The sequence below is a fragment of the Pengzhenrongella frigida genome, assembly GCF_004168625.1.
Taxonomy (GTDB): domain Bacteria; phylum Actinomycetota; class Actinomycetes; order Actinomycetales; family Cellulomonadaceae; genus Pengzhenrongella; species Pengzhenrongella frigida.
Genome location: NZ_SDWW01000047.1, coordinates 17,261 through 34,947 on the forward strand (window position 1 = coordinate 17,261; position 17,687 = coordinate 34,947).

General features: G+C 71.9%; 19 protein-coding genes, 1 tRNA gene and 1 riboswitch. Of the genes, 9 read left to right on the plus strand and 11 right to left on the minus strand.

The genetic code is table 11. The features are described from left to right. Positions 1-87: 87 nt before the first annotated feature. Both EUA98_RS16250 and serC read right to left on the minus strand, forming a co-directional pair. Entirely contained in the window at positions 88-1,383 is a 1,296-nt protein-coding gene (locus tag EUA98_RS16250) for an MFS transporter (protein WP_242511609.1), read from the minus strand. Continuing rightward, entirely contained in the window at positions 1,376-2,524 is a 1,149-nt protein-coding gene (gene serC, locus EUA98_RS16255; RefSeq protein WP_242511610.1) for a phosphoserine transaminase, read from the minus strand. The genes EUA98_RS16250 and serC overlap by 8 nt, the downstream gene beginning before the upstream one ends. 118 nt (positions 2,525-2,642) lie before the next feature. Here serC and EUA98_RS16260 point away from each other — a divergent pair, with 118 nt between their 5' ends. The 4 genes from EUA98_RS16260 (at position 2,643) to EUA98_RS16275 (ending at position 6,192) form a co-directional block, all read left to right on the plus strand. Continuing rightward, positions 2,643-3,338, plus strand: coding sequence for an iron-dependent transcriptional repressor DtxR (locus EUA98_RS16260; RefSeq protein ID WP_130103746.1), 696 nt, complete (start codon positions 2,643-2,645; stop codon positions 3,336-3,338). Between the two features lie 109 nt (positions 3,339-3,447). Next, a riboswitch (cyclic di-AMP (ydaO/yuaA leader) is annotated at positions 3,448-3,650 on the plus strand. Between the two features lie 44 nt (positions 3,651-3,694). Continuing rightward, a complete protein-coding gene (locus EUA98_RS16265) occupies positions 3,695-4,426 on the plus strand; it encodes a C40 family peptidase (protein ID WP_242511612.1) in 732 nt (243 codons plus the stop codon). A gap of 174 nt (positions 4,427-4,600) precedes the next feature. After that, positions 4,601-5,107 carry an HNH endonuclease gene (locus EUA98_RS16270; RefSeq protein ID WP_130103761.1) on the plus strand — a complete coding sequence of 169 codons (507 nt, stop codon included), beginning with the start codon at positions 4,601-4,603 and terminating at the stop codon, positions 5,105-5,107. A gap of 116 nt (positions 5,108-5,223) precedes the next feature. Continuing rightward, complete coding sequence (locus EUA98_RS16275) at positions 5,224-6,192, plus strand: universal stress protein (protein ID WP_130103747.1); 969 nt, start codon at positions 5,224-5,226, stop codon at positions 6,190-6,192. Positions 6,193-6,244: 52 nt separating this feature from the next. Here the strand turns inward: EUA98_RS16275 and EUA98_RS16280 are convergent, their stop codons facing one another. The 4 genes from EUA98_RS16280 to EUA98_RS16295 all read right to left on the minus strand — a co-directional run bounded on the left by EUA98_RS16280 (position 6,245) and on the right by EUA98_RS16295 (position 9,515). Beyond that, positions 6,245-6,733 (minus strand): Lrp/AsnC family transcriptional regulator, encoded by a 489-nt coding sequence (locus EUA98_RS16280; RefSeq protein ID WP_130103748.1) that lies wholly within the window; start codon positions 6,731-6,733, stop codon positions 6,245-6,247. Positions 6,734-6,770: 37 nt separating this feature from the next. Beyond that, entirely contained in the window at positions 6,771-7,982 is a 1,212-nt protein-coding gene (gene rocD / locus EUA98_RS16285) for an ornithine--oxo-acid transaminase (RefSeq protein WP_130103749.1), read from the minus strand. Next, positions 7,979-8,848, minus strand: coding sequence for a dimethylargininase (gene ddaH / locus EUA98_RS16290; RefSeq protein ID WP_130103750.1), 870 nt, complete (start codon positions 8,846-8,848; stop codon positions 7,979-7,981). The genes rocD and ddaH overlap by 4 nt, the downstream gene beginning before the upstream one ends. A 184-nt stretch (positions 8,849-9,032) precedes the next feature. Beyond that, positions 9,033-9,515 carry an SRPBCC family protein gene (locus tag EUA98_RS16295; RefSeq protein WP_130103751.1) on the minus strand — a complete coding sequence of 161 codons (483 nt, stop codon included), beginning with the start codon at positions 9,513-9,515 and terminating at the stop codon, positions 9,033-9,035. A 90-nt stretch (positions 9,516-9,605) separates the two neighbouring features. Here EUA98_RS16295 and EUA98_RS16300 point away from each other — a divergent pair, with 90 nt between their 5' ends. Continuing rightward, the gene (locus EUA98_RS16300) at positions 9,606-10,595 is read left to right on the plus strand and encodes an aldo/keto reductase (RefSeq protein WP_130103752.1); all 990 of its coding nucleotides are present in this window, start codon (positions 9,606-9,608) and stop codon (positions 10,593-10,595) included. A 56-nt stretch (positions 10,596-10,651) separates the two neighbouring features. Here the strand turns inward: EUA98_RS16300 and EUA98_RS16305 are convergent, their stop codons facing one another. Together EUA98_RS16305 and EUA98_RS16310 are read right to left on the minus strand one after the other, a co-directional pair. Beyond that, positions 10,652-11,500: a hypothetical protein gene (locus EUA98_RS16305; protein WP_130103753.1), complete on the minus strand. Its 849-nt coding sequence runs from the start codon at positions 11,498-11,500 to the stop codon at positions 10,652-10,654. A gap of 6 nt (positions 11,501-11,506) precedes the next feature. Beyond that, positions 11,507-11,977 (minus strand): OsmC family protein, encoded by a 471-nt coding sequence (locus EUA98_RS16310; protein ID WP_130103754.1) that lies wholly within the window; start codon positions 11,975-11,977, stop codon positions 11,507-11,509. A gap of 205 nt (positions 11,978-12,182) precedes the next feature. On the opposite strand from EUA98_RS16310, the gene EUA98_RS19855 reads away from it, so the two are divergent. The 4 genes from EUA98_RS19855 (at position 12,183) to EUA98_RS16330 (ending at position 14,732) form a co-directional block, all read left to right on the plus strand. Further along, the gene (locus tag EUA98_RS19855) at positions 12,183-13,385 is read left to right on the plus strand and encodes a CAP domain-containing protein (protein ID WP_165372863.1); all 1,203 of its coding nucleotides are present in this window, start codon (positions 12,183-12,185) and stop codon (positions 13,383-13,385) included. A gap of 237 nt (positions 13,386-13,622) precedes the next feature. Then, a tRNA-Arg gene (locus EUA98_RS16320) sits at positions 13,623-13,695 on the plus strand. A 129-nt stretch (positions 13,696-13,824) separates the two neighbouring features. After that, the gene (locus tag EUA98_RS16325; RefSeq protein ID WP_130103755.1) at positions 13,825-14,448 is read left to right on the plus strand and encodes a nucleotidyltransferase domain-containing protein; all 624 of its coding nucleotides are present in this window, start codon (positions 13,825-13,827) and stop codon (positions 14,446-14,448) included. Beyond that, the gene (locus EUA98_RS16330; protein WP_207219119.1) at positions 14,445-14,732 is read left to right on the plus strand and encodes a hypothetical protein; all 288 of its coding nucleotides are present in this window, start codon (positions 14,445-14,447) and stop codon (positions 14,730-14,732) included. The genes EUA98_RS16325 and EUA98_RS16330 overlap by 4 nt, the downstream gene beginning before the upstream one ends. Positions 14,733-14,843: 111 nt before the next feature. Here the strand turns inward: EUA98_RS16330 and EUA98_RS20695 are convergent, their stop codons facing one another. The 3 genes from EUA98_RS20695 to EUA98_RS16340 form a co-directional block, all read right to left on the minus strand. Further along, positions 14,844-14,954, minus strand: coding sequence for an integrase core domain-containing protein (locus EUA98_RS20695; protein ID WP_491562672.1), 111 nt, complete (start codon positions 14,952-14,954; stop codon positions 14,844-14,846). 187 nt (positions 14,955-15,141) lie between these two features. Continuing rightward, positions 15,142-17,268: a serine/threonine-protein kinase gene (locus tag EUA98_RS16335; protein WP_130103756.1), complete on the minus strand. Its 2,127-nt coding sequence runs from the start codon at positions 17,266-17,268 to the stop codon at positions 15,142-15,144. Between the two features lie 95 nt (positions 17,269-17,363). Next, positions 17,364-17,624, minus strand: a complete 261-nt coding sequence (locus EUA98_RS16340) for a hypothetical protein (protein ID WP_130103757.1) — start codon at positions 17,622-17,624, stop codon at positions 17,364-17,366. Positions 17,625-17,687: the final 63 nt, after the last annotated feature.

Consider the following 17,687-nt stretch of genomic DNA (forward strand, 5'->3'; position numbering starts at 1 on the left):
CCAGCAGTCCGGTAGCCACCCCGCGCACCACCTCCGAGCGGTGACGTCGTCCCTGACGTCACCGCTCGGTCGTGTGCTCGGGGGGTGCTAGCGGGTAGAGGAGGGACTGGCGGGGATCGCGCGAGCGGGGTGGTGGACGCTGCGCAGACCGAGCGCGACGGCCCCGGCGCCGATGGCGATCAGCACCGGCACCAGCAGGAAGGCCGTGTGCGAGCCGAACGTGTCGGCGAGCGCGCCGAGCAGGAACGGAGCGACCCCGACCGCCGCCCCGGCGCCGAAGGTCGCGCGGGCCTGGGCCTTGTCAGGTCGTCCCTGCGAGGCCCGCAGGACGAGGGCGATCGACAGCGGGTACTGGGCGCCGTAGCCGAACCCGGCGATCACCAGCCCGATCAGGGCGGGCGCCGTCGCCGTCGCCGTCCAGAGGATCGCCCAGCCGACCCCGGCGACGGCGAAGGCGACCAGGAGCAGCTTCTCGGGGGCGCGACGCATCGACATCGGGCCGACCACGAACCGGGAGGCGCTCATGCCGGCGAGGAGCCCGGCGAGCGCGCCGGTGGCGATCCCGGGACCGGCGCCCGTGCGGGTGATCAGCAGGTCTGCCGCCCAGAACGTGGTGGCGTTCTCGACCGCGACGGACATGAGGAGCCCGACCCAGAAGAACCAGAACGTGCGGGTGAACCCGCGGTGGCCGACGTCGGGGGTGGTCGCGAAGCGCGGGGGCGTCGAGCTGGTCGCGGGGTCCTCGCGGCCCGCGCCGTCCGGGAGCCGCGAGGACCCGAGCGCGCCGCGGCCCGGCAGGGACGCCATCAGCACGGCCGCCACCCCGGCGAGCAGGATCGTGACGGCGACCGCAGGCCGCCAGCCCCAGCCGACCGCGACGCTGGCCCCGACCGCGAGCGGGGCAAGGAGGCCGAACAGGGAGCCGACGCCGTTCGCCTCCACGACCGCGGCCGCGCTCGCCTCGCGGTGGTGGACCGACAGGGCTGGCTGCGCGGCCGAGATCACGAGCGTGCCGCCCATCGCCGTGACTCCCGCCCCCAGCAGCGTGAACGGCAGCGTGGTGCCGACCATGAGGGTCCCGACGCCGAGCACGAGGATCCCGCCGGCGAGGAGCAGCGTGCCGCGCCGTCCGAACCGGTCGACCAGGCGCGCACTGAAGAAGGCGGACAGCAGCGTCCCGATGGCCATGGCCGTCCCGTGCAGGCCGGCCTGGGCCTTGGTGATCCCCTGCTCTTCTCCGAGGAGGGGCACGCTGGGGGAGAAGCTGTAGAGCAGCCAGCCCCACGCGACGAAGTGCGCGTACAGCGCGATCGTGACCCGGTCGCGGCGCAGCCGGATGGGCTCGAGCGGGACGCTGAGCGCGGCCTCGAGGGGATCAGCCAAGGCGGTCGACCACATGGTCGACGCATGCCGTCAAGGCCAGGACGTCGTCGGGGTCGATGGCGGGGAACAGCGCCACGCGCAGCTGGTTGCGCCCGAGCTTGCGGTAGGGGTCGACATCGACGATGCCGTTCGCGCGCAGCACCGCCGCCACCTGCTTGGCGTCGATGGCGGGGTCGAGGTCGACGGTGCCCACGACGTGCGAGCGCGCGGCGGGGTCCGCCACGAACGGGGTGGCCCAGTCGCGCGCCTCGGCCCAGCCGTACAGGTGTGCCGCCGAGGTAGCCGTCCGGGCAGCGGTCCAGGCGAGGCCGCCGTGCTCGAGCATCCAGGTGAGCTGCTCGGCCATCAGGACCAGCGTGGCGATCGCCGGGGTGTTGAGCGTCTGGTCCTGGCGCGAGTTCGCGATCGCGGTGCGCAGCGACAGGAACTCCGGCACCCAGCGCCCGCTCGACTCGAGCTCGGCGGAGCGCGCGACGGCGTCGGGGGAGAGGAGGGCGAGCCAGAGGCCGCCGTCGGACGCGAAGCACTTCTGCGGCGCGAAGTAGTAGGCGTCGGCCTCGGCAACGTCGACGGCGAGCCCGCCCGCGGCCGACGTGGCATCCACGAGGGTCAGCGCGCCCTGCTCGCGCGAGCCGGGGACCCGACGGACCGGGGCCATGACCCCGGTGGAGGTCTCGTTGTGCGGCCAGGCGTAGACGTCGATGCCGTCCTCGAGCTCCGGACGCGCCAGACCACCCGGGGGTGCCGTCCGGACGCTGGGCTCGGCCAGGAAGGGGGCACGGGACGTGGCGGTGGCGAACTTGGCGCCGAACTCACCGAAGGTGGTGTGCTGCGCGCGCTCGCGGACCAGGCAGAGCGTCGCGAGGTCCCAGAACGCCGTCGACCCGCCGTTGCCCAGGGCGACCTCGTACCCGTCCGGCAGGGCGAAGAGCTCGCCGAGCCCGCTGCGGATGCGTCCGACCAGGCCCCGGACCGGCGGCTGGCGGTGGGAGGTGCCCAACAGGTTGCCGCCGACCGCGGCCAGCGCCGCGACCTGCTCGGGTCGCACCTTGCTCGGACCACAGCCGAACCGCCCGTCGGCGGGGCGGATCGCGGTCGGGATCACGATTGCGGGGGTGTTGTCACCAGTCGGCTCGGGCACGTCGCGAGCCTAGGCCTCGCACGCGGCGGGCGACGAACTCCGCGGCGGGACGCCCCGACGCCGTCGGGCAACACCACGTAACCTTGCGCATCACAGACCGACCCGAGAGGCACCCGTCGTGAGCGACCTGATCGACACCACCGAGATGTATCTGCGGACCATCTTCGAGCTGGCCGAAGAGGGCATCGTCCCGCTGCGCGCCCGGATCGCCGAACGGCTCGGGCACTCCGGCCCGACCGTGTCCCAGACGGTGGCCCGGATGGAGCGGGACGGCCTGGTCATCGTCAGCGGCGACCGGCACCTCGAGCTCACCCAGGCGGGTCTGCTCAAGGCGACCCGCGTGATGCGCAAGCACCGCCTCGCGGAGCGCCTGCTGACCGACGTCATCGGGCTCGAGTGGGAGTTCGTCCACGACGAGGCCTGTCGCTGGGAGCACGTCATGAGCGACCGCGTCGAGCGGCGGCTCGTCCAGCTGCTGGACCACCCGCACTTCTCCCCGTACGGCAACCCGATCCCGGGCCTCGCCGAGCTCGGCGACGCGTCGATCCACCCGGGCTTCCTGGACGGCGTCGTCCCGCTCGCCCAGGTGGCCCCGCTGGACGGCGCCAAGGTGACGGCCGTGGTCGCCCGCCTCGGCGAGCCGCTGCAGACCGACACGGAGCTGCTCACCCGCCTCGCGGAGGCCGGGGTGCTGCCGGGTGCGCAGATCACGGTCGAATCCGGTGCCGGGGTGCTCACCGTCGGCTCGGCGGGCAAGGAGCTCGCGCTCGACCTGCCCGAGGAGATCTCGCGGCACATCTTCGTCGTCGCCTGACCGGCGGACTGGTGGTGTGACTTTCGTCACCGTAACCAGAACGTGACATTTGAGCGGCCGGTCCGGTACGTTCAACCTGCTCCTTCGGAACCCTCATCCGTCGGAGCCCTCGAGCGGATCGCCTAATCCTGCCGCCGCACGAGGTTCCGTACGACTTCGCCGGCAGGGGCGGGGGACCCAAGTTTGTGGGCATCGGTGACGGTGTCCTTGGGGTGAAGTTGAGCGGCCGTCGCCATCAGACGGCCTTTCAGCCGGGTGAACTCTTCCTACCCGAACCCGACAGCTGACCTCGTAGGCGTTCGGAGAGGCTTCACGTGACTGTGAGCATTGCCCGGCACCGCTCAGCGCGCCGCCCCGTGACATCCCTGAATGACTTCGCTACCGCCGCGACGGGCTCCATGGCCGTCGTCGGCCGTCGGTCGGCCGTCGTGGCCGCCGCCGCCGGACTGGTCGTCTCGACCTTCGGTGCGCCGGCCTCCGCCGCAAACACCACCGAGAACGTCTCGTCGGTCCCCGCCGTCGACACCTCGGCACTGACCTCGTCGGCTCGGGCTGCGCTCGAGACCGCACCTGTCGTCACCGTCGCCGCCGACGCCACCTGGGCGCTCGACGTCCCGGCCGTCACGGTCACGGTCGATCCCCCCAAGCCGGTCGTCGCTCCGCGCACCGCCGCGGTCGCCTCCCGGGCAGCCGCCCGCGCCGCCCTGCCGGCGGCCGAGGCCCCGGCAGCCGGTGCGAGCATCCCGCAGTCGGTCTCCGGCAACGCGGTCCTCGAGGTCGCTGCGCGCTACGTCGGCGTGCCGTACCGCTCGGGCGGCAAGACCCCTGAGGGCTTCGACTGCTCGGGATTCACCTCCTACGTCTACGGCCAGCTCGGGATCTCGATGACCTCGCAGTCGTCCGCGCAGCGCAACGTCGGCACCGTCGTCTCGCGTGCCGACGCGCTCCCCGGCGACCTGATCTGGAGCCCCGGCCACGTCGCCATCTACGCCGGCGGCAACACGCAGATCGATTCGCCGAAGCCCGGCTCCACGATCCAGTTCCGCGCCATCTGGCAGTCCAACCCGGTCTTCATCCGGGTCAGCTGACTGACAGACCACAAACGTTCGGCCCCGGTAGCGCGTCAGGCGCCGCCGGGGCCGTTTCGCATTCTGCGGCCGGTGCGCGACGCCGTGCGGTTACGATTGTCGCGCTTGTACCTCCACAGCGGGCCGAGTCAGCCAGACGGGCCCGACAACCTGGTCCTGGAGCTCATCGTGCTGATGCCTGTGGCGCCCCCCCGACGGACGTTGCTGCTCAATGCGAGCCTCGAACCCCTGTGTGTGGTCTCGGTCCATCGGGCCGTCGTCCTCGTGCTCACCGGCAAGGCCATGGTGCTCGAGACGGACGGCCGGCTGCTGCACTCCGAACGGACCGCCGTGCCGGTACCCCTCGTGATGTGCCTGGTGCGCTACGTGCATGTCCCCCATCGCCGGACGGTCCCCCCGACCCGCCGGACCGTGCTGCAGCGCGACGAGCACCGGTGCGCGTACTGCGGAGGCGGCGCGGACACCGTGGACCACGTCCAGCCCCGCTCGCGCGGGGGCCGGCACGAGTGGTCCAACGTCGTGGCGGCCTGCGCTCGGTGCAACCACCGCAAGGCTGACCGGCTGCTCGGCGAGCTGGGCTGGGAGCTCGCGTTCATCCCGCGGGCACCGCGCGGGGTCGCGGCATTGTTCGCGGCGACGGTTCGGACCGATCCGTCCTGGTCGGCGTACCTCGTGGCCTGAGGGCGCGGCGAGGTGCTCGGCGGTTTGGTCAAGGTTTTGGCACGTCCCGCCCACGCCCGGGGTAGTTTCGGGGGACACTGGAGCGACGATGCTTCGGCCATTCGGGAGGAACAGCCATGACCCGCGAGAACGTGGTGCTGGTCGGCGTGGACGGCTCGGCGGCCAGTCTGCATGCGCTCGACTGGGCGGCCGCGGAGGCCGTGACGCACGGACTGACCCTCAAGCTGGTGTGCGCCTACTCGCTGCCGTCGTTCACCGCGGCGTCGCTCGACGGCGGCTACGCGGCCCTGGACGACACCGCGATCCAGGAAGGGGCCCGCGTCGTGCTCGCGGAGGCCCAGGCCCGGGCCGACGCCCTCGGTGTGCCCGCGACCTCGCTGCTCGCGACGGGCGATGCCACCGGCGTGCTCGTCGACCTGTCCCGCACCGCGCGTCTCGTCGTGCTCGGGACGCGGGGCGGGGGCGGGTTCGCCGACCGGCTCCTCGGGACGGTCTCCTCGGCGCTCCCGGCGCACGCGTTCTGCCCGACGGTCGTGGTTCCCACCCGTCCGCCGGCGCGCTCGGGTGACGTCGCGCAGCTGCCGATCGAACCCGTCCGCCGGATCGTCGTCGGCGTCGACGGCTCGCCGGCGTCGGATCTCGCGCTGCGCCAGGCAATCCGGGAGGCGAAGGCCTGGGGGGCCGAGCTCACCGCGGTCGCCGGCGTCCCGCTGGGTTCCGGTGCGGGTGCGCTCGCCTGGTTGCCGGCAGCGGTCGACCACGAGTCCGTCCTGGCCGACGTCGCGGAAGGGCTCAACGTCGTGGTGGACCGCGCCCTGGTCGACCTCCCCGGGGTCGAGGTGAAGCGACACGCGCTCGACGGCACGGGAGCGGCGCTGCTCACCGAGTTCTCCACCGCGACCGATCTCATCGTGGTCGGCTCGCGCGGTCGCGGCGGGTTCACCGGGCTGCTCCTGGGATCGACCAGCCAGGCGGTGCTCAGCCACTCGGCCACCCCCGTCATGGTCGTCACGGCGCGCAGCACCTCGGGTGAGGCCGCCTCGCCCGGCGCTCGCATCCGGGGGATCGGCGACCTGTACCACTGACCGCGTCGATCGTGGCCCCGCGTCGCGCCGGCTGCCGTCGCCCCCGGGTCGCCTAGGGCTCGGGGGATCCCTGGACGTCGGGGCGGCGCACCAGGGCCGACAGCACGATCGTGGATCGCGTCCGGGCCACGAAGGCCTCGGCGTTCAACCGTTCGATGACCCGCTCCAGGTGTCGCATGTCGCGAGCGCGCAGGTGGATGAGGAGGTCGACGTCGCCCGTCACGGTGCTCGCGGAGATCACCTCGGGGAACCGCTCGACGGCGGTGCGCATGACCACCGGGCTCGTCGAACCCGAGCAGAAGAGCTCGACGTAGGCCTCGGTCTCCCAGCCGAGCGCGGCCGGATCGAGGCGCACGGTGAAGCCCCGGATCACGCCCCGCTCGCGCAACCGGTCCACGCGCCGCTTGACCGCCGGCGCGGACAGCGACACGACCGAGCCGATGTCGGCGAAGCTCGCGCGCGCGTCGACGGCCAGCTCGCGCAGGATCGCCTCGTCGAGCGGGTCGAGGAGGCCGGTCGGTCCTGCTGGGTCGGTCCGCATGCGCCCATGATGGCGCACCGGAGCCGCACCCCGGCGATCAGCGCAGCGCGTCGGTGAGCTGGTCGAGCCCCCAGTCGAGATCGTCGGCGGAGATCATCAGCGGTGGCGCGAGCCGAATCGTCGAACCGTGCGTGTCCTTGGCGAGCACCCGCCGCGCGAGCAGCCGCTCGCACAGCTCGCGCCCGGTCCCGCGGGCCGGATCGAGGTCGATGCCCGCCCACAGGCCGACGCTCCGACGGGCCACGAGCGAGCCGTCGGCGACCAGCGCATCGAGGCGGGCCTGCAGGTGTGCGCCGAGCTTGCGGGCGCGGGCCTGGAACTCGCCGGTCTCGAGCAGCTCGACCACGGCGATCCCGACGGCGCATGCCAGCGGGTTGCCGCCGAACGTCGACCCGTGCGTGCCCGGGGTCAGCACGCCGACCACGTCGGCGCGACCCACGACGGCCGAGACCGGCAGGATGCCGCCACCGAGCGCCTTGCCCAGCGTCATGAGGTCCGGCCGGACCCCCACCAGCTCGCACGCCAGCGTGGTGCCGGTACGGCCGAGCCCCGACTGGATCTCGTCGGCGATCAGCAGCACGTCGGCGGCGTCGCAGGCCGCCCGGACGGCCGGCAGGTAGTCCGCGGGCGGGATGAGGACGCCCGACTCGCCCTGGATCGGCTCGAGCAGCACCGCGACGGTGGTCTCGTCGATGGCGGCCGCGAGCGCCGCGGCGTCGCCGAACGGCACGACCCGGAAGCCGGGCGTGTACGGGCCGAAACCGCGCCGGGCGTCGTCGTCGGTCGAGAACGAGATGATCGTCGTCGTGCGGCCGTGGAAGTTGCCGTCCGCCACGATGATCGTGCCGCGGTCGGCGGGCACGCCCTTGACGTCGTGGCCCCACTTGCGCGCGATCTTGATCGCCGTCTCGACGGCCTCGGCGCCGGTGTTCATCGGCACCATCATCTCGGTGCCGGTCAGCGCGGTGAGCTTGGTGGCGAAGGTCTCGAGCAGGTCGTTGTCGAACGCGCGCGAGGTGAGGGTGAGCTTGTCGAGCTGGGCGTGCGCGACCGCGGTCAGCCCCGGGTGCCGGTGCCCGAAGTTCAGGGCCGAGTAGCCGGCGAGCAGGTCGAGGTACCGCGTGCCGCCGCCGTCGTGCACCCAGGCGCCGTCGCCCGAGGTGATCGTGATCGGCAGCGGGTGGTAGTTGTGGGCGAGGTGCCCGGGCGCGACGACGGTGCCCGGCGCGGCCTCGACGGCGGCGGTCATCGCGGCACCTCCGACGTGACCGCGGCCCGGACGGTGACCGGCGCGGACGCCGTGCCGCGCACCTCGAGGGTGCAGCACTTCGCACCGCCGCCGCCCTTGAGCAGCTCGCTGGTGTCCACCGGGATCGGCAGGTAGCCGCGCGCGCGCAGGGCGGCGGCCAGGTCGACGGCGTCGGGCGCCACGACGACGTTGAGCCCGTCGCTCACCGCGTTCAGGCCGAGGGCGGCGGCGTCGGCTGCGGTGGCCAGGATCGCGTCCGGGAACATGCGTTCCAGGACGGTGCGCGAGCCCGCCGAGAAGGCGGCCGGGTAGTAGGCGATCTGCGGTGCGGCCGGGTCGCTCGACAGCACGGCCAACGCGGTGTCGAGGTGGTAGAAGTGCGGGTCGACGAGCTCGAGCGAGATCACGGGGCGCCCGACGAGCTCCTGGAGCTCGGCGTGCGCGGCGCGGTCGGTCCGGAAGCCCCAGCCGGCGAGGATCACGTCGCCGATGACGAGCAGGTCGCCCTCGCCCTCGTTGGTGACCGCGGCGGTGTGGGTGAGGTAGCCGCGGTCGGCGAACCACTTCTGGTACGCGGGGCCCTCGGGGGCGCGCTCGGCGTAGTGGAACTTCGCGGAGTAGACGACGCCGTCGACGACGGTGGCGCCGTTGGCGGCGTAGACCATGTCCGGCAGGCCCTCGAGCGGGCTGATCGTCTCGACCGTGTGGCCGAGCGCGAGGTACGTGTCGCGCAGCACGCGCCACTGCGCGACGGCCAGGTCCCGGTCGGTGTGCCGCGTGACGTCCATCCACGGGTTGATCTCGTAGCTGACCGTGTAGTGCAGGGGCTCGCACATCAGGTAGTGACGCGGGGTGGCGACGGGCATGGTTCCTCCTGGGTCGGGGGTTCTCTCAAGAGTGCCGCACCGCGGCGATCTGATCGTGCGACCCCAGCGTAGGTTGCCCTTGCTCGCCGACCCCTGTCGTGTCGTTGCGCCAGGTGCCATGATTCGTTGCGTGAACGGGCTGTTCGGCGGCGATCTGTTGCGCAGGTCCGTCCGGACGTGTTCCTCAACGCGTGGCGGCGACCTCGCGGGCGACCCGCCACAACGCGAATCGCACCATGCCCGCGAGGACCGGCGCGAGCACCCGGCGGGTCAGGGCGGCGGGCAGCGGGCCGGCGAGATGGACGTCCTCGACCCAGGTGGCCCGGCTCGTGCCGGCCCCGAGCGCGGCGACCCGCACCTCGGCCGTCCCGAGCAGCAGCGGCCCGACCTTGGTGAACACGGCGACGCCGGCGGCCTGTGCCGTGGGCGGTTCCAGCCGGTCCAGCCGCATCCGGTCCTGGAGACCGGGGGTGCCCCGCGTCGCGAACGGGCCGGATGTCGCGATGACCTTCGAGCCCGCCGCGAGCGGCAGCCCGCGGACCTCGATCCGGGTCATCGGGATCCAGCGCGCGTGGTTCCGCACGTCGGACAGCAGGGCCCAGGCATCCGAGGCGTCGAGCGGAAGGGTGCGCGAGATCGAGACGGCGGGTCCGGCGGGCGTGGCCATGAGGGCTCCGAGGGGTGGGGTGGCGCTGTGGCGCAAGGGTAGGCAGATGGACCGACATCGGCCGCTCGTGCGCGCGGTAGCGTCGCGGGCATGGAAACACGGGTGTTGGGTCGGACCGGGCGTGCCGTCAGTGTCGTGGGGCTGGGGTGCTGGCAGCTCGGCGCGGACTGGGGCGACGTCGCCGAGGACGACGCGCTGGCGGTCCTCGCGGGTGCGGCCGACGCGGGTGTGACGTTCTTCGACACCGCCGACGTCTACGGCGACGGGCGCAGCGAGACGCTGATCGGGAAGTTCCTTGCCGACCGCGGCGCCGGAGCGGGCCTGACCGTGGCCACGAAGATGGGCCGGCGCGCCGACCCGCACGTCGCGGAGGCCTACACGTTGGACGCGTTCCGTGCCTGGACGGACCGGTCGCGCGCCAACCTCGGCGTCGAGACGCTCGACCTCGTGCAGCTGCACTGCCCGCCGACCGAGGTGTTCTCCCGGGAGGCGACGTACGACGCGCTCGACACGCTGGTCGACGAGGGGCGCGTGGCGGCCTACGGGGTCTCGGTCGAGACGGTCGCCGAGGCCCTGACCGCCATCGCCCGTCCGCACCTCGCGACCGTGCAGATCATCCTCAACGTCTTCCGGCGCAAGCCGCTCGAGCAGGTGCTGCCCGCCGCTGCTGCCGCGGGGGTCGGGATCATCGCGCGGGTGCCGCTGGCGAGCGGGTTGCTCTCGGGCAAGTACGACGCCTCGACGGTGTTCGCCGCGACCGACCACCGCTCGTACAACCGGCACGGCGAGGCCTTCGACGTCGGCGAGACGTTCTCCGGCGTGCCGTACGACGTCGGCGTGGCGGCAGCCCAGCGCGTGGCGGCCCTCACCCCCGCGGGGGCCACGACCGCGCAGCTCGCCCTGCGCTGGATCCTCGACCAGAGCGGCGTCAGCGCCGTCATCCCCGGTGCGCGCAACGCGACGCAGGCCCGGGCGAACGCGGCTGCGGCCGCGCTCGCCCCGCTGGACGCCGCTGCCCTCGACCGGTTGCGCGCCGTGTACGACGAGGACATCCGCCCCCACGTGCACGACCGCTGGTAGGCCCGCGCGCGTCCCACCCCTCGGCAGGGCCCGGGGTGGGACCCGTTCGGGTGACGTCAGTGGCGCAGGCCGTTGCCCGCCCAGCCCGGCCCGGCGTCGGGGTGCGGGTTGCCGTCGGGCGGGTAGGGCGGCAGGGCCGACGCCGGGATCACCCGCGGCACGTCGCCGGTCTCGATGACCTCGACGAGCCGGGGGAAGTGGTCCGGGGCGGGTCCGAACGCCCGCCGTGCCCCGCTGATCACCGTGCGACCGAGGGCACGGGCACCGGTGATCCCGATCACCGCCCCGATCCCGAACGGGGCGAGCCGCCCGAACGCCAGCGCACTCTGCCGGGCCGCCTGCCGACGGATCATCCGCTGGGTGAGCGCGCGGTTGACCCGGGCGATCGTGCTCGTCGGCATCCGGGTGAGCATCGCCCGCGCGAACGCGCCGGACGTGAGCTCGACGTCGGCGCTCACCACGATGCTCGTCTCGCCCACGATCGTCGCGAGCAGGAGCGCACGCCGTCGGCCGGTGTCCTGCACCTCGATGCCGTGCACGCTGGCGACGGCGAGCGAGAACGCGGCCGACGACGCGAAGAACGTCGCGACGTCGCTGACGGTCAGGGCCATCGCGACCCCCGTGCCGATCGCCGGTGCGGCCGCCGCCGCCCCGACAGCCCCGCCGGCGCCGGCGATGACCAGCAGGTACTCGCGCTCCAGCAGCCCGATGATCTGGGCCGGGGACGCGTACGGGTTCCGTCGTCGCAGGGCCTGGACGTGGGCGTGGATCGTGGCGGACGGGATCGTCACGGCCTTCTCGAGCGCGGCGTCGATGACCGGCGTGTGGCGCGGGTGCGGCTCGGGAGCGGGTGCGGGCGGGGGCGCGACGTCGCGGCCGGGCTTCTTACGGCGCAGGGCAGCCATCGCCGGTCAGCTCTCGACCAGGTCGGAGCGAGGACCTGTCACGGTCAGCTCGACCGCGGCGCCCGCGACGAGCGTGCGAGCCACCGTGCAGTGCTCGTCGACGGCGCGCTGCACGACCGTCAGGAGCCGCTCGAGCGCGGCGCCCTCCAGGCTGGACAGATCCACGGCGAGCTCCTCGCTCAGCAGCGGATAGCGGTCGTCGCTCGGGTCGCTGACCCCCGAGACGCGCACGGTGGCCGCGAAGTCGGGCCCCAACCTCCGGGCCAGCGGTATGTCGGCGCTCATCCCGCAGCAGCCGGCGAGTGCCACCTTGAGCAGCTCGCCGGGGGTGAAGACCGATCCGGCGTCGGCCGGACCCATGAGCACCTCGGCTCCCCGGGAGTTGCGCCCGGTGTAGGTGCGCGGGCCGGTGCGCTCGGCCCAGGTCTCGGGCGGGGCGATCTCGGTTGCTGGCGGCAGAGCTGACACGGCTGTCATGCGGTCGATCCTGCCACGGGGGTGCCTCCGGTCGCGCGATCCGCCAGAGGTCCCAGGGATCGGCCCGGATCACCGGATAAAATAGACAATTGCTGCTTAAGTGCTACCGGCGATTTGTCGATGTCCTCACTAGATGTTGCTCTTGTGAGAGGAGCGCAACGGGGGGCATTTTCTTTTTGTCTACTTCGAGTAAGAGGCCACGCGAATGAGCCAGCCACGCCCGCAAGTACGTCCGACCCCGCCCACGAGCGGACCGCTGGCGCCCGACGTCGCGCATCAGATCGCGATCGAGGTCCCCACCCAGCGCACGATGCCGCTCGACGGCGGCGCCGTCGGGGGTGGCCCGGGCGCCGCGCGCGTGGCCGAGCCGGACACCCGGTCGCCGTTGGCGCCGGCCACCGCGGCGCCGGCCACCGCAGCGCCTCCGATGCTGCCGGTCGTGCTGCCTGCGCGGTTGACCTCGCTGCGCCGGCGACTCGCGCTCGTGACCGCTGTGGCGGCAGTCATCGCCGTGACGACCGCCGGGCTGACGGTCGCGCACGAGCAGCAGGCCGCCGAACAGGCCGCGATGGACGCTCGAGCGGCCGTCGCCGCCGCGCAGGCCGAGCAGTACGCCGCCGAGCGGCAGCTCCTGCGCGAGCAGATCAACGCGGCGTCCTGGGCGCAGACGCTGGCCAAGCAGGCCGCTGCTGCCACCGCCGGCGGGGTCGTCCTCGAGTCCGCACGAGCGGCCCTCGCGGGGTCGCCCCAGGCCGGTGAAGACGTGCGCGCTGCGCTGCAGGCGGCACTGGATGCCGCCACGGCCGTCGTCACCGCCACCCCGTCCCGGTCGGTGATGACCATCGATGCTGCGGTTGCCACGGTCAGCGCACCCGTGCAGGCCGTGGTCGCTTCGCAGGCGGCCTGGCAGGTGGCGGAGGACGCGCGCCTCGCGGCGGAACGCGCCGCGGCCGAGGCTGCCGCCGCAGCCAAGGCGGCGGCAGCCCGGGCCCCCCGGACCGCCACGACCCGCAAGGCGACGACATCGACGTCGTCGGCGGCGTCGGGTGCGAGCGCGCCCGCACCCGCTGAAGCGGCCGCGAGCAACGTGCCCGAGTTCAGCGCCGGTGAGCTCGGCGGCGCGATCAACGCGTTCCGGGCGTCCCAGGGGCTCGGCGCGCTGAGCATCTCCCGCTCGGGCACGCTGGTGGCGCACGCCGGCGCGATGGCCCTCGCCGGGGACATCTGGCACGGCGGCAGCGACAAGATCGTCGGCTACGTGCAGCCGGCGAGTGCGTCGGGTCTGGTGGACGCCTGGGCGAACTCCGCGGGGCACCGGGCCTGGATGCTCAAGACCACGGTGTCTTCGATGCAGGTCGGCGCGGTCGTCCTGGACGGCAGGCTCTACGGCGCGGTCAACTTCAGCTGAGCCGGGGGACCGGCGCCGGTGCTTCATCGCCGAGCCGGTCCCACGGCGCTACCCCTCGCCCAGGGATACCCCGCGCCCAGGCCCGGCCCGCGCAGCCGGTACGCTGAACACGGTCCGAACCGAGCCATTCGCCCGGCTCGGTCGGATCGATCAGCACGGTGACCGCGAACTCAACCTCCGGACGCCGCGGCGCCAGGTGCCCGCGGAGGTCGGCGCCGGTTGTGGCCGGGGATCCGCGCGCCTGTAGCTCAGGGGATAGAGCACCGCTCTCCTAAAGCGGGTGTCGGCAGTTCGAATCTGCCCAGGCGCACAGTGTGGTGGTGCAGTTCAGCGCGATGACGGGCCGTCGGCGCGGGCCGTCGGCGCGGCTCGCCGTTGGCCCGGAGTGCTTCTACTATTGTTGGCGTACGCCTACTATGGTGGAACCCTAGGAGGTGCGATGCAGACCCAGCACCCGCTTGCAGTGATCACGCCAACCCTTGACGGGGATGTCCTCGCCGTGCTCGCGGCCGCCGATGCCCCGCATACCGTCGGGGGAGTTCAGAGGCTGCTCGGCGGCCGCTCCTACGAGGGGATCCGCAAGGTGCTCACGCGCCTGACCGCACAGGGCACGGTGACGGCTCAGCAGGTCAGTGCCGTGGTGAACTACAGGCTCAACCGGGAGCACCTGGCAGCCGAGCACATCATCGCTCTGGCGAACCTGCGCGGGGCATTGATGGACCGGGTTCGGTCTCAGGTCCAGGCATGGCCGACGCCGCCCGTGTGGGCGGCCCTGTTCGGCTCAGCCGCGCGAGGTCAGATGCTGCCTGACTCCGACATCGACTTGTTCCTGGTGGACCCGGCTGTCGATGCCGAACTGTGGGAAACCCTGGTCGACCAGCTGTCGCGGGACGTGTCCCGCTGGACCGGGAACGACGCGAGAGTGTTGTCCATGACCGAGACTGAGGTGCGCGCGAGTGCGGTCACGCGAGACCCGATCCTGCAGTCGTTGCTCGGGGAAGCGCTGACGATCAGCGGGGAACCGGTCTGGCTGCGCCGCGCAGTCGCCGGAGCGCGGCGATGACCCCGCGCACCGTCAAGGCCGACGAGGCGATGCGCCGAGGACGGCTGGTGAAGGCCGAGCAGTTCGCGGACCCAGCGGTCGCCGTCGACATGCTCGCCGACGAGGCTGCGGACGTCGCCGACGCCTACGTCACGCCGTGCGTCCACGCAGGCATCGCCGCCGCTGATGTGGTCTGCGCCGCCCGCCTGGGCGAGTACTCCCGTGGCGAGAACCACGACGAGGCGATCGCGCTGCTCTCTGCGGTCGACAAGAACCTGTCGGGACACCTGCGCGTACGCTGCTGACAGTGAAGACCCTCGCGGGATACAGCCATTCGCCGGTCAGTGCCGACCGCGCGCGCCGCGCCGGGCGAGCGATGGTGGTCCTTCTGGAGGCTGCGCGCGCGACTCGCTGATTCACTCGAACTGGCTCAGGCAATCCGAGAGCGTGTTCCCGAGGTGGCCGTGCAGCCGCTGAGTGTTGTGGCGGCGCACCCAGTTCAGGGTGGCGAGCTCGACGTCCTCCACCTCTCCAGGGCTCGGTGCGGGCGGGCCCGGGGTGCCTCGTTGGTGGGGTTCGTGTCGGGCGCACGTCTCCGCCCGCTGCCGCGGAGTCGGTGTTTCCAGTCTCCAGGGTGGCCGGGCTGGAGGACGCGTCGGGCGGTAGCGGTTGCGGGCCGATGTGGCGCTCCGCCCGGTCATTGTGAGGCCGCTCTCAGTCGTCCCTCTCCATGCGCTCGTCTATCGCGGCGACCTCCGCCGCGAAGAGCGCCGCCAATCTGTCGACTGTGAGGATCTCGTCGTCCTGCGCCGAAGCGGACTTCGCCACGACACGCTCCGCGCGCTGCCGGAAGTGCCCCTCGAGGTCATGCAGGCTGACAGCGCCCCGACCGTCCGACAGTGCAACCGACACAGGCACCTTCTCAATCGCCAGATCGTTCCGCACCATTCGCATGAGACGCCATATTGGGGCTTCGTCGCCGTCGGGGATGGCACAGAGGTTCGCGACCGTCGATTTCGGACCGGAGCTGCCCTCTGCCTCGACGATCACGATGCCGAGTTGCACTGCTGGACACTCGTCTGAGGCCGGCACAGCGGTTGTGACGACGAGGCGTCGATCGTCGGTCGCGAGAATCCAGGCTCCATCCCCTCGGTGGTCCTGGGCTGATGGGTGGGCTCTCTGCACCTCTGAAGTCAGCCTGTCCCAGAAGAGATCCAACTGAGCAAGTGCATCCTCTGCGGCCCTGACCCGTGCGGCCACACGCTCCGTGACTGCGACGCGACGGTTCTCTCGAAGGCTTGCCGCCAGGGAATTGCGGCGAAGCGCATCCGGCACCGGCCCTTGGGGTGCCCTCTCCATCATCGTCGCCACCTGCTGCGCGGTGGGACGGGCGCCCGGCGACTTTCGGAGCATATGGCTGATGGTGTTGCGCAATGTGAGATCCTCGATCAGTTCTAGATCAGGCGGCACCTCGGCATGGGATCGCACTACGTCCTCGCCAGTGAACGGCGGGTGGCCAGTGGCGGTTGCGAAGATCGTGCAGCCCAGCGAGTAGACGTCCGAGCGCTGGGTTGCACGCTCGCCCCTCGTGACCTCCGGGGCCCGGTACTCAAGGGTGCCAACGTCACGCCACGTGTAGGTAGCGGTAATTGCGTCGACGAGCCGAGCGATACCGAGGTCTCCCCAGACCCAGCGATCCTCGTGCCAGAGCGCGTTGGCCGGTTTCAGATCACGGTGCAAGACGCCATGCTCGTGCAACTCGGCCAGACCCGTCGCGAGCTCCACTGTGATCGATCGCAGTTCATCGCGCTCCGGGCCGTTGTCGCCGTAGCGCGTCCGCGCAGCCGCCAGGTTGTCCGCTCGCGCGTCAGGGTGGGCACCCACAAGGCCAACCACGTCCGCAAGGCTCATCGCCGCCCTCGGGTACACAAGGAAGAGTGCGCGGTCTGTCTCGGCATGGTCGAGAAGCTGCAGCACGTGGCGAAGATCGCCGCCTTCGAGGTGGAAGTTGATGACCGCCTCGCGCTCGGCATACCGGAGGTCCTTCTCGCGTATCGCTACCGTGTAGTCCTGGAGTTTGACTCGCTTGATCGCCACAGGCCGCCCGTGAGCGTCAACGCCTGCGTAGACCTGCCCCTGGCCACCGGCGCCGAGGCGCTCTCCCCATATGAGGGTGTACACAACCCCCGTAGCTGTAGTGATCTCTTCGTTCCGCGGGGCGTCACTTGTTGTTGCGGCGACGGCGGGACCCGAGCCGGCACGCGGCAAGCTGGCGAATTCGCTTGTGCCTTGGGTCGCGTTCTCGACGACCTGTAGGTAGTCATCGACGTCTTCGATGCGACGCATCGCGCGAAGTTGTGTTCGGTCGAAAGTCACGGACCAGTCCTTTGGCTCGGCACCGGCACTGAACCCGTTCCACAGGTAGCCATTCGTCTGCCATATCGCGCCCTGGCGCGCGAGGAGGTCCGTGCGTCCGGCCGCCGGGAGGGGAATGCGATGCCGCAGTTCCTCGGCAGACACCGTCACGCTGGCCTTGGGTGGCGCAACCTTGGCAACCTGGGCTGCGTACCGAACGGCCTCGACGAAAGCGGCCAAGTCTTCAGCGGCAGCGGGGCAATCGGCGAGACCAGCGATCGTCAGGCCCACCTGATGCTCGTCCGACGGCCGCAGTTCGCCCACACCCCAGATCAGGCGCCGGTCGACCGCGCGAACCGCAGCCCACGGGTCCAGCAGGTTTGCGACGTTGTCGAACTCGTAGTCGGCCTCCGCCCAGTCCGGCCAGCGGTTGAAGCGCTGTAGGACGCGGAACAGCGTGTCGATCACGGTCTGCTGATCGCTCACAGGTGCCCTCTCGTAGCTTGGTGACCGGTGGCTCTCCAGCCGGATGCCATTTCACCATCATGAGTACAACCCGACGGTGCGATTCGCCGTCCCCATCATCGCGGCATGCAGGCCATACCTCGGTTCGCCGGACCGTCGAGCGCGTCGAGGTCGTCGGTGTCGAGCCCGCGACAGCCCCCGCCCCACGCACCCGCACGAGTATGGGAGCCGTTCGCTGAGCTGCTCGCAGAGACCATCAGGGCCGCGCCGGCGACCATGAACGGTGAGCCCAGAAGAAGGGCGAGCTGCGGAAAGAGCGTCCCGTCGGCTGCCACCTGGCACGCGGCCACGAGGAACGCCGGCGCGGAATTTGTCAAGGTAGTTGAGGCCGGTGGGTGTTAAGCGGCTAACCCGATTCCGGTGTTGTCGGCGGGCTGGTT

Excerpts from the sequence above, each read along its gene's own strand:
- EUA98_RS16325 (WP_130103755.1), top strand. The coding sequence starts at position 13,825 with ATGCAGACCCAGCACCCGCTTGCAGTGATCACGCCAACCCTTGACGGG.
- EUA98_RS16270 (WP_130103761.1), top strand. The coding sequence starts at position 4,601 with ATGCCTGTGGCGCCCCCCCGACGGACGTTGCTGCTCAATGCGAGCCTC.
- EUA98_RS16300 (WP_130103752.1), top strand. The coding sequence starts at position 9,606 with ATGGAAACACGGGTGTTGGGTCGGACCGGGCGTGCCGTCAGTGTCGTG.
- EUA98_RS16305 (WP_130103753.1), bottom strand. The coding sequence starts at position 11,500 with ATGGCTGCCCTGCGCCGTAAGAAGCCCGGCCGCGACGTCGCGCCCCCG.
- EUA98_RS16310 (WP_130103754.1), bottom strand. The coding sequence starts at position 11,977 with ATGACAGCCGTGTCAGCTCTGCCGCCAGCAACCGAGATCGCCCCGCCC.
- EUA98_RS16275 (WP_130103747.1), top strand. The coding sequence starts at position 5,224 with ATGACCCGCGAGAACGTGGTGCTGGTCGGCGTGGACGGCTCGGCGGCC.
- EUA98_RS19855 (WP_165372863.1), top strand. The coding sequence starts at position 12,183 with ATGAGCCAGCCACGCCCGCAAGTACGTCCGACCCCGCCCACGAGCGGA.
- EUA98_RS16295 (WP_130103751.1), bottom strand. The coding sequence starts at position 9,515 with ATGGCCACGCCCGCCGGACCCGCCGTCTCGATCTCGCGCACCCTTCCG.
- EUA98_RS16330 (WP_207219119.1), top strand. The coding sequence starts at position 14,445 with ATGACCCCGCGCACCGTCAAGGCCGACGAGGCGATGCGCCGAGGACGG.
- rocD (WP_130103749.1), bottom strand. The coding sequence starts at position 7,982 with ATGACCGCCGCCGTCGAGGCCGCGCCGGGCACCGTCGTCGCGCCCGGG.
- ddaH (WP_130103750.1), bottom strand. The coding sequence starts at position 8,848 with ATGCCCGTCGCCACCCCGCGTCACTACCTGATGTGCGAGCCCCTGCAC.
- EUA98_RS16280 (WP_130103748.1), bottom strand. The coding sequence starts at position 6,733 with ATGCGGACCGACCCAGCAGGACCGACCGGCCTCCTCGACCCGCTCGAC.